The organism is Actinomadura sp. NPDC048032, from assembly GCF_040653175.1.
GTDB lineage: Bacteria > Actinomycetota > Actinomycetes > Streptosporangiales > Streptosporangiaceae > Spirillospora > Spirillospora verrucosospora.
This window is the reverse complement of the sequence record NZ_JBEZJP010000349.1, coordinates 1-9,166: the sequence shown is the minus strand read 5'-3', so window position 1 is coordinate 9,166 and position 9,166 is coordinate 1. Positions and strand designations below refer to the sequence as shown.

11 protein-coding genes are annotated in these 9,166 nt (G+C 73.0%); 8 read left to right on the top strand and 3 right to left on the bottom strand.

Annotated features, from left to right (window positions below; translation table 11 throughout):
- The 3 genes from AB0C69_RS32210 to AB0C69_RS32200 all read left to right on the top strand — a co-directional run.
- A partial coding sequence (locus AB0C69_RS32210) for a carotenoid oxygenase family protein (RefSeq protein ID WP_360358737.1) occupies nt 1-295 on the top strand: 295 nt, incomplete at its 5' end.
- A gap of 65 nt (nt 296-360) precedes the next feature.
- The gene (locus AB0C69_RS32205) at nt 361-1,860 is read left to right on the top strand and encodes an aldehyde dehydrogenase family protein (protein WP_360358736.1); all 1,500 of its coding nucleotides are present in this window, start codon (nt 361-363) and stop codon (nt 1,858-1,860) included.
- Between the two features lie 52 nt (nt 1,861-1,912).
- The gene (locus tag AB0C69_RS32200; protein ID WP_345182575.1) at nt 1,913-2,392 is read left to right on the top strand and encodes a GNAT family N-acetyltransferase; all 480 of its coding nucleotides are present in this window, start codon (nt 1,913-1,915) and stop codon (nt 2,390-2,392) included.
- 14 nt (nt 2,393-2,406) lie between these two features.
- Here AB0C69_RS32200 and AB0C69_RS32195 read toward each other — a convergent pair whose 3' ends face one another.
- Both AB0C69_RS32195 and AB0C69_RS32190 read right to left on the bottom strand, forming a co-directional pair.
- Complete coding sequence (locus AB0C69_RS32195; protein ID WP_360358735.1) at nt 2,407-2,841, bottom strand: hypothetical protein; 435 nt, start codon at nt 2,839-2,841, stop codon at nt 2,407-2,409.
- A gap of 27 nt (nt 2,842-2,868) precedes the next feature.
- Nucleotides 2,869-3,963: a DUF6745 domain-containing protein gene (locus AB0C69_RS32190; protein ID WP_360358734.1), complete on the bottom strand. Its 1,095-nt coding sequence runs from the start codon at nt 3,961-3,963 to the stop codon at nt 2,869-2,871.
- Nucleotides 3,964-4,191: 228 nt separating this feature from the next.
- Here AB0C69_RS32190 and AB0C69_RS32185 point away from each other — a divergent pair, with 228 nt between their 5' ends.
- Together AB0C69_RS32185 and AB0C69_RS32180 are read left to right on the top strand one after the other, a co-directional pair.
- Nucleotides 4,192-4,494: a hypothetical protein gene (locus tag AB0C69_RS32185; protein ID WP_345186687.1), complete on the top strand. Its 303-nt coding sequence runs from the start codon at nt 4,192-4,194 to the stop codon at nt 4,492-4,494.
- A gap of 141 nt (nt 4,495-4,635) precedes the next feature.
- Complete coding sequence (locus tag AB0C69_RS32180) at nt 4,636-5,166, top strand: superoxide dismutase family protein (protein ID WP_360358733.1); 531 nt, start codon at nt 4,636-4,638, stop codon at nt 5,164-5,166.
- A 53-nt stretch (nt 5,167-5,219) separates the two neighbouring features.
- On the opposite strand, the gene AB0C69_RS32175 is transcribed toward AB0C69_RS32180, so the two are convergent.
- Nucleotides 5,220-6,125, bottom strand: coding sequence for a Ku protein (locus AB0C69_RS32175; RefSeq protein ID WP_360358732.1), 906 nt, complete (start codon nt 6,123-6,125; stop codon nt 5,220-5,222).
- 113 nt (nt 6,126-6,238) lie between these two features.
- Between AB0C69_RS32175 and ligD (AB0C69_RS32170) the strand changes: the two genes are divergently transcribed.
- The 3 genes from ligD (AB0C69_RS32170) to AB0C69_RS32160 form a co-directional block, all read left to right on the top strand.
- Nucleotides 6,239-7,213, top strand: a complete 975-nt coding sequence (ligD, locus tag AB0C69_RS32170; RefSeq protein WP_353834253.1) for a non-homologous end-joining DNA ligase — start codon at nt 6,239-6,241, stop codon at nt 7,211-7,213.
- Nucleotides 7,203-8,111, top strand: a complete 909-nt coding sequence (gene ligD, locus AB0C69_RS32165; protein ID WP_345186679.1) for a non-homologous end-joining DNA ligase — start codon at nt 7,203-7,205, stop codon at nt 8,109-8,111. The genes ligD (AB0C69_RS32170) and ligD (AB0C69_RS32165) overlap by 11 nt, the downstream gene beginning before the upstream one ends.
- Nucleotides 8,112-8,218: 107 nt before the next feature.
- The coding region (locus tag AB0C69_RS32160) for an NAD(P)/FAD-dependent oxidoreductase (protein WP_360358731.1) at nt 8,219-9,166 on the top strand (948 nt) is incomplete at its 3' end.

The window sequence follows — 9,166 nt, the reverse complement described above, 5'->3', positions numbered from 1 at the left end:
CCTCTACCCGGTGGGCGGCGAGTCGATCGTGAAGTACGACCTGCGCGGGCAGGGGACGTCCGCGCACGAGCTCGGCGACGAAGCGCACGTCGGCGAGGCGGTCTTCGTCCCGGCGGCGGGCGCCCGCGCGGAGGACGAGGGCTGGCTGCTGTCGATCGTCACCCGCGGCCAGGCGTCCGAGCTGCTGGTGCTGGACGCGGCGGATCTGGCGCCCGTCGCGAGCGTCCGGCTGCCGCGCCGCGTCCCGGCCGGATTCCACGGAAGCTGGATCCCCGACGCCCGACCCGGCACATAGGGTGGTTTACTAGCCGGTACTGCTGTGCAAGCAGTCACTTACCAGGCCCTCCCGGGAGGTTCCCCATGTCCGTGGCCACGGAGAACGCCGAGACCTTCGCGTCGCTGAACCCGGCCACCGGCGAGGTCGTCGCCGAGCACCCCGTCCAGGACGGCGCCGCCGTGGCCGCGGCGGTCGAGCGGGCCCGCGAGGCGGCCGGCTGGTGGCGCGCCCTCGGCTGGAAGGAGCGCCGGCTCCGGCTGCTGAACGTCAAGGGCTCGCTCACCCGCAACCTGAACCGGATGGCCGAGCTCATCCACCAGGAGACCGGCAAGCCGGTCCAGGACGCCCAGCTTGAGACGATCATGGCGATCACCCACCTGGACTGGGCGGCGCGCAACGCGCAGAAGGTCCTCGGGCCGCGCAACGTCTACCCCGGGCTCATGGCGATCAACCAGCGCTGCGTGCTGGAGTACCAGTCGCTCGGCGTCGTCGGGGTCATCGGGCCGTGGAACTACCCGATCTTCACCCCGATGGGCTCGATCGCCTACGCGCTCGCCGCCGGCAACGCCGTGGTGTTCAAGCCGTCCGAGTACACGCCGGGCGTCGGCGTGCTCCTCGCCGAGCTGTTCGCCGCGGTGATCCCCGAGCACCCCGTCCTGCAGACGGTCACCGGGCTCGGCGAGACGGGGGCGGCGCTCGCCTCGTCCCCGCACGTCGACAAGATCGCCTTCACCGGCTCGGCCCGCACCGCCAAGCGCGTCATGGCGGCCTGCGCCGAGAACCTGACCCCGATCGTCGCCGAGTGCGGCGGCAAGGACGCCTGCATCGTCGACACCGGCGCCGACCTCGACGCCGCCGCCGACGCCGCGCTGTGGGGCGCCATGTCGAACGCGGGCCAGACCTGCATCGGCGTCGAGCGGATCTACGTCGTGGACGAGGCCTACGACCGGTTCCTCGGCAAGCTGACCGAGAAGGCCCGCGACCTGCGTCCCGGGTTCGACCGCGAGGCCGCCTACGGCCCCATCACGATGCCGTCCCAGCTCGACGTCATCGAGCGCCACATCAAGGACGCGCTGGACAAGGGCGGCAAGGCGGTCGTCGGCGGCGCCGAGTCCGTCCGCAAGCCCTACGTCGAGCCGGTCGTGCTGACGAACGTCCCGGACGACTCGGCGGCCGTGTGCGAGGAGACGTTCGGCCCCACGATCACCGTCCACCGCGTGAAGGACATGGACGAGGCGATCGAGAAGGCGAACAGGACCGGCTACGGCCTCGCCGGGACGATCTTCTCCGGCGACAAGTCCCGCGCGATGGACGCCGCCCGCCGGATGCGGTCGGGCATGACGTCCATCAACGCGTTCGCCGCGTTCGCCCAGGTCGCGGCCCTGCCGTTCGGCGGCGTCGGCGAGTCCGGCTTCGGCCGCATCCACGGCGCCGACGGCCTGCGCGAGTTCGCCCGCCCGAAGGCCATCACCCGCCAGCGGTTCGCGACCATGAACCTCACCACGTTCGCCCGCACCGAGAAGGAGATGGCGCGCGTCCTCGGCATGATCAACATGATCCACGGCCGCCGCTACAAGCGCTGACCCGGCACCGCCCCCGCCGGTCCCCGGCGGGGGCGCCGCCTAGACTCGGAGCATGAACGACCCCGCGCGGAGCCGTCTGGAGGTGGCCCTGGGCGCGCCGCCCCCGCCCCCGCCCGGTTTCCGGCCGTTCACCGACGCCGACGTCCCGGCCCTGGCCGCCCTGATGTGGGACGCCTACCGCGGTACTCCCGACGAGGCCGACGTGGGGAACGTCCAGGGCGCCGTCCGCGAGATCCACCTCACCATGGCCGGCGAGTACGGCACGTTCCTTCCCGAGGCGTCCTTCGTGGCCGACCATGAGGGCCGCCCGGTGGGAGGAGCGCTCGTCACCCTCTACAGAGCCGTCCCCTTGCTCGCGTTCCTCTTCACCGCCCCGGCCCACGCGGGCCGTGGCCTGGGCCAGGGGCTCGTCCAGGCCGTCATGCACGCCCTGGCCGGGCAGGGCCACGACACCCTCGCCCTGGCCGTGACCCGCCGCAACCGCCGCGCCCGCCGCCTCTACGACCGCCTGGGCTTCATCGAGACCGCCTGACCCAGAGGCGGCGCTCAGTCGGCCACGAGGCGCGAGCCCCAGCCGCCGGGGGCGTACTCGCGCTGGCGGCGGACGACGTAGCGGCCCGGCGCGCAGCCGGACGCGCCGTGCTCGGGGTGCAGCAGGTAGACGGTCGCGGACGCCTCGAAGACGCCGATGGCCAGGCCGCCGGGCTCCGACACCTGCGTCGTCCAGCGGCAGGTGCCGGGGTCGGCGACCAGCGTGTGCGGGTTGCCGCCCGCCACGCCCCGCAGCAGCTCGACGCCCTCGGGCGGCACGTCCGTCCACGTGGCGTTCTGCCAGGCCGACAGGCCCGAGGTCTCGGCCAGGGGGACGACGATCAGATCGCCCTGCGCCTGGATCCCGTCGACGACGGGGATGCTCACCGACCGGTCGAGATGGTCGAGGACGGCGAGCCCGGTCTGCTGGGAGAGGGAGTCGAGAGTCACGCTTTCGAAGACCAAAGAGATCACCTTTCAGGTTCGGCGGACGAGTCGTGCGTACTGGTCGGCGGACAGCCCGTAGGTCCATCCGGCGGCGGCGAGCGGGTCGTCGAAGACGCCCGGGACGGCCAGCCCGTACCGGCGGCGGCTCCCGTCGCGCTCGACGGAGCCGTTGACGGCGAGCAGCACCCTGGCCTTCTCGCTCGGGTAGTCGGCCCCGAGGTCGTAGAGCCGCAGCTCCGAGCCGGGGTTGCCGGGATCCGGCGCGGCCGCGACGAGCCGCAGCCCGGCCCGGTCGATGTACTCGCCCCAGCCGATGTTCTCGACCGCGCACCGCCGGACCTCGATGTTGGGCTCCCGCGCGATCCGCTCGACGCTCGGATCCTCCGCCACCCAGGCCGGCACCCTCGTGCCGTGCCAGGCGTGCACGTCCCAGCCGTCGGCGTACCGGAGGGTGGGACCGTCCGAGCGGTGCAGGCGCACCTCGCCCTCGTCGCCCCAGACCTCCGTATGGATCTCGACGGGCCGCTCGGAGACGACGCAGACGTCCTCGCGCGGCCACCACCAGCCGCACGACCGGGCCGGCGTCGCCCACAGGTCGATCAGCCGGTTCTGCTCGGGTGTGAAGACCACACCGGACGTCCGGCGGACCGCGTCATAGTTCGCGCTCCAGGAGGCGCACAGGGCCCCGTGCCAGGCGGTCCCCCTCTCGACCCTCTCGTGGGGGGACCGGAGCGCCATCCGGATCGTGTTCCTGGCCGAGCCGACGATCGGCATCCTCACCAGCTGCGAGAGCATCGGGCCCAGCGACCGGGAATTCCGCAGGACCTGAGCCTCCAGTTGCACGGACAACCCGCCGATCAGACGGCGGAAGCGTGCCGGAAGGGGCCATTCGGAAAGCCGGTCCGCGCTCTCGGGGGCCCGCGGCCGGACGCCGGGAGGGACGGTCTCCAGGGCCGCCAGCGGCGACGGGACCCAGTGGAAACGGGGTGGATCGAGACCGATCAGCCGGTACAGCTCGGATATGGCCGCCTCGGCGGCCGGACGGTCGGCGGGCGCGGTGGAGAGCAGATGCCCGAGCCACTCCGCGCGGACGGCGGCAGCTTCCCGCTGCGCGTCGCCGCTCACCGGACGAGGGCGGCAGCGCCCCTTTCATTGATCATGCGCAGGATGGTGACACATCGCGCTCCGCCTGTCCATACCCGGGCCGCCCGGACGCGTCTGAGCGTCCTACGCGGTCCTGCCGGCGGGACGGCCGGGTCTAAGGCTGCACCCTCGTGTGACGCATTCCGCGACGGCCCCCGCCCGGCGGATCCCCGAACCCTTCCCGTGCCGGGACGTTCCTTTGGAGGCACCATGTCCGTGCTGATGATCACCGAGGCCGAGACGGCGCTCGCGCACCTGGAGCGGCTCACGGACGTCCTGCGCTCCGCCGGCTGGGCGGTCGAGGTCGCCGCGCCCGCCGACCGCCGTCCGACCGCGCACATCGCCGACCCGCGCCTGCCGCGGGTGAACGAGAGCGTCATCGCGGTGCGGGAACGTTCCGGCGACGGCTGGTCCTACTGCTACGGCTGGGGCGAGCGGATCGCGCCGTGCGCCGACCCGTCCGCCGCCGCCGCGGCCGTCGGGCGCGTGCTCGCCGCCCGCCGCGACAACTGAACCGCTCGGCGCACGCGGCCGTCCCCTGACCGATTCGGGGGGACGCCGCCGCCCGCTCCGGGGGCATGCTCGTGAACCACCGAGCCCGGACGCCGCCAGGCCCGCGGCGTCCGGCGCCCCGCACCACGGAGAGGAAGCGTCATGCGAACGCCCGTCCGCGCTCCCGTCCTGCTCGCCGCGTCCGCGCTCGCCGCGTCCGGCGCCGCGCTCGTCCCCGCCGCCCCGGCCCTCGCCCGGTCCGGGCCGCACGCGATCGTCGTGCGCGGGCCCGACAACGTCCACGACCGGGCCTTCCGGACCGCGAAGACCAAGGTCGTCGTGGTCCGCGACCACCACAGGACCTGGGTGTCCCTGCGGGTGTGGGGCATGCCGCGCGAGGCCGCCGGCCGGACGTTCGGCGCCCACGTCCACGTGAACCGGTGCGGGCCGAAGCCCGAGGACGCCGGGCCGCACTACCACGATCCCGACGCGCCGCCCGGAACGCCGATGCCGAAGAAGGAGATCTGGCTCGACGTCACCGTCCGCGCCGACGGGCGCGGCCACTCCCGCACGTCCGTGCCGTGGCGCGTCGCGGAGAAGGCCGCGGGATCGCTCGTCGTGCACGCCAAGCCCACGGACCCGAAGACGGGCGACGCGGGCGCACGGCTGTTCTGCACCACCGTCCCGTTCTGAGCCGCGGCTCCGGGTTCACCCCGACCCCGCCGCCGGCCCGGCCGGCGGCGAGGTCACGCCGACTTGCGGCTGCGGCTCTTGGCCGGCTCCTTCTTCTCGCCGGCCTTGGACGACGCCGTCTTGCGCGCGGCGGGCTTCTTCGCCGCCGTCCCCTTGCCGGACGCCGCCTTCCCCGTCTTCTCGCCACGGCTCTTCTTCGCCGCCTCGACGCTGGCGCGCAGCGCGCTGAGCAGGTCCGCGGCGGGCTCCTCCGCGCCCTCCTCGGCGGGCCGCGCCACCTCCCGCCCCTCGACCTTGGCGTCGATCACCGCCTGGAGCGCCTCCCGGTAGGCGTCCTTGTACTCGCCGGGGTCGAAGTCCCCCTCCATCGACTCGATCAGCGACGTCGCCATCGACAGCTCCTGCTTGCGGACCTCGATGTCCTCCTCCAGGAAGGGGAACTCCGGCGCGCGGACCTCGTCCGGCCACAGCATCGTCTCCAGGACGAACACGCCCTCGCGGACCCGCAGCGTCGCGAGCGACTCGCGCTGCCGCAGCGCCACCTTGACGATCGCGACCTGGCCGGAGCTCTCCAGCGCGTCCCGCAGCAGCACGTACGGCTTGGCGCCCTGCGCGTCGGGCTCCAGGTAGTAGGACTTCGCGAAGTAGATCGGGTCGACCTCCTCGCGCTCCACGAACTGCAGGACGTCGATGCGGCGGCTGGACGACAGCGGCAGGTCGGCGAAGTCCTCGTCGGTGAGGATGACCATCTCGCCGCTCGGCAGCTCGTAGCCCTTGGCGATGTCGGAGTAGGGGACCTCCTCGCCGTCGAGCGTGCACACCCGCTTGTACTTGATGCGCCCCCCGTCCTCCCGGTGCACCTGGTGGAAGGCGACGTCCCGCTGCTCGGTCGCCGAGTAGAGCTTCACCGGTATGGTCACCAGACCGAAGGAGATCGCGCCCTTCCAGATACTGCGCATGATCCGTCCTTACCCAGCACGTTCCTGCCCCTAGCGTCGCAACGTCGTTCGATTTGCGCCAGAAGGGCGTCGTGATCCTTTCCCCGTGCGGCGGGACGGGGTAAGACGGCGTTATGACCATGCCGTGGCCCGTCGAGCCGATGATGGCCTCCACCGGGGACCTCCCCTCCGACGGCGGGAAGTGGGGGCTGGAGCTGAAATGGGACGGCGTGCGCGTCCTGTCGCACGTCTCCGCCGACGGCGTCCGCGCCGCTGGACGGCGCGGCGGCGAGGTGGCGAGCCGCTACCCCGAGCTGTCCGCCCTCGCCGACCTGCTGCCCGACAGCGACGTCGTCCTGGACGGCGAGGTCGTCGCCTTCCAGGAGGGACGCCCCAGCTTCGAACGCCTCCAGCGCCGGATGCACGTCCAGCGCCCCGACCCCCGGCTGATCCGCGAGGTTCCCGTCCGCTACGTCGTGTTCGACGTCCTCTTCCTGGACGGGCACGTCCTGTACGACGTCCCCTACGCCGACCGCCGCTCGGTGCTGGCGGAGCTGGACCTCGCCGGCACCGGCCCCGTCGAGGTGCCCCCGTACCTGCACGGCGGTGACCAGACCCAGGTGGAGGAACTGCTCGCCTTCACCCGCGAGCAGCAGATGGAGGGCCTGCTCGCCAAGCGCCTCGACTCGCCGTACCGTCCGGGGCGCCGCGTCGACTTCTGGCGCAAGGTGAAGAACTTCATGACGCGCGAGGTCGTCGTCTGCGGCTGGAAGCCCGGGAAGGGCCGGCGCGAGGGCGGCGTGGGCTCGCTGCTGCTGGGCGAGTACGACATGAAGGGCCTGCTCGGTTTCGTCGGGCACGTGGGCACGGGTTTCAGCGACCGCGCCCTGGACGAGCTGTACGAGACGCTGTGGCCGCTGCGCCGTTCGACGAGCCCCTACGACGAGCCCGTTCCGCGCGAGTTCGCCCGCGACGCCCAGTGGGTTGAGCCCCGGCTCGTCGGGGAGGTCGCCTACAGTGCCCGGACCAGGGACGGCCGCCTCCGCTTCCCGTCCTGGCGGGGCCTGCGTGACGACAAGGACCCCCTGGAGGTCACGAGTGAGCAGTAAGAGGACCGCCGTCGACGTGGACGGCCGTCAGCTCTCCCTCTCCAACCTCGACAAGAACCTGTACCCGGAGTTCACCAAGGGCGAGGTCATCGACTACTACGCCCGCATCGCCCCGGTCATGCTCCCCCACCTGCAGGACCGCCCCGCGACCCGCATCCGCTGGCCGGACGGCGTCGACGGCGGCAAGTTCTTCGAGAAGAACGCCCCCTCCCACACCCCGGACTGGGTCCGCACGGCGACGATCCCCACCCCCGGCAGCTCCAAGGGCCGCGACACCCTCGACTTCGTCGTCGTCGACGACCTGCCCACGCTCGTGTGGTGCGCGAACCTCGCCGCGCTGGAACTGCACGTCCCGCAGTGGAAGGTCGGTCCGCGCGGCAAGGTGCACACCCCCGACCTGGTGGTCTTCGACCTGGACCCGGGCCCGCCCGCCACGATCGTGGAGGCGTGCGAGGTCGCCGCCCTGCTGCGCGACGTGCTCGCCGAGGACGGCCTGGAGTCCTACCCGAAGACGAGCGGCAAGAAGGGCCTGCACCTGTACGTCCCGATCGAGGAGCCGAAGGAGGCCGAACGGACGTCGGAGTACGCCAAGGCCGCCGCGCAGCGCCTGGCCGACGAGAACCCGAAGCTGGTCGTCGCCAAGATGGAGCGGCGGCTGCGCAAGGACAAGGTCTTCGTCGACTGGAGCCAGAACAACCCGGCCAAGACGACCGTCGCGCCCTACTCGCTGCGCGCCGGGAACCGCCCGTCGGTGTCGACGCCCATCACCTGGGACGAGCTGGAGTCGTGCGGGGACGCCGCCGACCTCGTCTTCGGCCCCGAGGACGTCCTCGCCCGGGTGGACGAGCACGGCGACCTCCTGGAACCGCTGCTGAAGGACCACCGGCCCCTGCCCTGAGCGACATCGGCGATCTCGGGTGCCCTATGTGTTCGAATCGGCACTCTCCGGGACCGCGGTCCGTCACCATGGTGCCTGGGGACACCACGGGTGGAAGGAAGAGACCGTTGTCGCACAACCATCACTACGACGCCGTGGTGCTGGGCGGGGGAACCGCGGGGGAGCTGGTCGCGACCGGCCTCGCCCGCGCGGGAAGGGACGTCGCGCTCGTCGAGAACCGCCTCGTCGGCGGGGAGTCGCCGTACTTCGCCTGCGTCCCGTCCAAGTCGCTGCTGCTGTCGGCCCGCCGCGGCGAGACCTGGGAGATGGCCCTCGCCCGCCGGGACGCGCTGGCCGGGAACCGGGGCGACGACCCCGCCGTCGCCCGGATGGCCGAGGACGGCGTGACCGTCCTGCGCGGCCGGGGGCAGGTCCTCGACCACGGCCGGATCGAGGTGGACGGCGCCGTCCACGGCTTCGGCGACCTCGTCGTCTGCACCGGCAGCGAGCCGGTCATCCCGCCCGTCGAGGGGCTCGCCGACGTGCCGCTGTGGACGAGCGCCGAGGCCCTGTCGGTCCCCGACCTGCCGCGCCGGCTGGTGATCCTCGGCGGCGGCCCGGTCGGCTGCGAGCTGGCGCAGGTGTACGCGGCGTTCGGCTCCCAGGTCGCGGTCGTCGAGGCGTCCGGGCGGCTGCTGACCGCGGAGGCGCCGTTCGCCGGCGAGGTGCTCGCGGACGCCCTGCGCCGGATGGGCGTCGACCTGCGGCTCGGCACCGCCGTCGCCGACGCCGAGCGCAAGGACGTCGGGCTGCGGCTGTGGCTGACCGACGGCGGCACCCTCGACGCCGACCGCGTCCTCGCCGCCGCCGGGCGCCGCCCCCGCGTGGAGGGCCTCGGGCTGGAGAACCTCGGCATCGACGTCACCCCCGGCCAGGGGATCCCCGTGGACGAGACGTGCCGGGTGCCGTGCGAAGCGGGCGGCGTGTGGGCGGCGGGCGACGTCACCGGCGTCGCTGGCCAGCCGGATCGTCCCTCGAAGCCGATGACGACGAGGCTGCGCGAGGGGTGGAAGCCG

Bases quoted from the DNA above. Each gene is read 5' to 3' on its own strand.
- AB0C69_RS32205 (WP_360358736.1), top strand. From the start codon at position 361: ATGTCCGTGGCCACGGAGAACGCCGAGACCTTCGCGTCGCTGAACCCG.
- AB0C69_RS32200 (WP_345182575.1), top strand. From the start codon at position 1,913: ATGAACGACCCCGCGCGGAGCCGTCTGGAGGTGGCCCTGGGCGCGCCG.
- AB0C69_RS32185 (WP_345186687.1), top strand. From the start codon at position 4,192: ATGTCCGTGCTGATGATCACCGAGGCCGAGACGGCGCTCGCGCACCTG.
- AB0C69_RS32180 (WP_360358733.1), top strand. From the start codon at position 4,636: ATGCGAACGCCCGTCCGCGCTCCCGTCCTGCTCGCCGCGTCCGCGCTC.
- AB0C69_RS32175 (WP_360358732.1), bottom strand. From the start codon at position 6,125: ATGCGCAGTATCTGGAAGGGCGCGATCTCCTTCGGTCTGGTGACCATA.
- ligD (WP_353834253.1), top strand. From the start codon at position 6,239: ATGACCATGCCGTGGCCCGTCGAGCCGATGATGGCCTCCACCGGGGAC.